At 61.7% G+C, this 1211-nt stretch carries 2 protein-coding genes and 1 pseudogene; 1 reads left to right on the top strand and 2 read right to left on the bottom strand.

Annotated features, from left to right (window positions below; genetic code table 11):
• Positions 1–273, top strand: a pseudogene (locus JV551A3_RS30545) (acetyl-CoA hydrolase); the annotation flags it as partial.
• A gap of 110 nt (positions 274–383) precedes the next feature.
• On the opposite strand, the gene JV551A3_RS30535 reads toward JV551A3_RS30545, so the two are convergent.
• A complete protein-coding gene (locus JV551A3_RS30535; RefSeq protein ID WP_009683322.1) occupies positions 384–956 on the bottom strand; it encodes a xanthine phosphoribosyltransferase in 573 nt (190 codons plus the stop codon).
• A gap of 65 nt (positions 957–1021) precedes the next feature.
• A partial coding sequence (locus JV551A3_RS30530) for a hypothetical protein (RefSeq protein ID WP_133979395.1) occupies positions 1022–1211 on the bottom strand: 190 nt, incomplete at its 5' end.

Genomic DNA, 1211 nt, shown 5'->3' with positions numbered 1-1211 from the left:
GCGATCAGGGCGCGTCACTCGCGGTTGTTCCCGGAGTATCCGCTGGGCACGGACTTTACAGTTGAAGAGCGGGATTTGCTGCGGGCGCTTAACTGGTTGAAGGGCAAGTTCAAGCTGAGCGAGGTGCTGGAGCTGGGCAAGGCAGCGCTGGATGCGCCGGGGCCGGAGGGGTATGAGCGGCATCTGGCGCGGATGGGGCTGGATCAGCCGCAGGGGCTGAAGGAAGAGCTTTATCAGCGGTTGTTGCTGGCGGGATTGGCGGCTGCCAGATAGAGAGTGTTGAGGCCATTCGCGGGCATGCCCGCTCCCACAGGGCCAACACAGATCTTGAAACCTGTGGTGTACCTGTGGGAGCGGGCGTGCCCGCGAAGCAGGCGCCGCGATTACTCGATGAAGGTAACCACGCCACCTTCCAGCGACTTCACCCGGGCCAGCGATTCAACGCGGTAGCCTTGGCTGTCCAGCTCGGCACGGCCGCCCTGGAACGACTTCTCGATCACGATACCCAGGCCGGCGACGGTGGCGCCGGCCTGCTTGATGATCGAGATGAGTGCCTGCGACGCCTTGCCGTTGGCCAGAAAGTCATCGATCACCAGCACGCGGTCGCTGCTGTTGAGGTGGCGCGGCGAGATGGCAACAGTGTTTTCGGTCTGCTTGGTGAAGGAGTACACCGAGGCGGTCAGCAGGTTCTCGGTCAGGGTCAGCGACTGGTGCTTGCGCGCGAAGATCACCGGCACGCCCAGCTTCAGGCCTGTCATCACCGCCGGGGCAATGCCCGAGGCTTCGATGGTGACGATCTTGGTAACGCCCGCGTCGGCGAACAGGCGGGCGAACTCGTCACCGATCAGCTGCATCAGCGCAGGGTCGATCTGGTGGTTGAGAAACGCATCGACTTTGAGAACCTGATCGGAAAGCACGATGCCTTCTTCGCGAATCTTCTGATGCAGTGCTTCCACTGTGGTATTCCTCGATGTAACAAAGGTTGCCGCAATTAGCGGCAAAGTTTAAGAGTAATGGTTGATCAGCGTTTGAGCATTGCCCGGATATCGGCCAGGGCATTGTTGCCCCGTGCGGCCTTCACCTCGACCGGCGCATCGTCCAGGCCTTCCCAGGCCAGGTCGTCCGGTGGCAGTTCGTCGAGGAACCGGCTGGGCGTGCAGTCGATGATTTCACCGTACTGCTTGCGCTTGGCGGCGAAGGTGAAGGCCAGG

The sequence above is a fragment of the Pseudomonas inefficax genome, from assembly GCF_900277125.1.
Lineage (GTDB): Bacteria > Pseudomonadota > Gammaproteobacteria > Pseudomonadales > Pseudomonadaceae > Aquipseudomonas > Aquipseudomonas inefficax.
The sequence above is the reverse complement of the archived record's forward strand: the minus strand, read 5'-3'. Positions and strand labels throughout refer to the sequence as shown.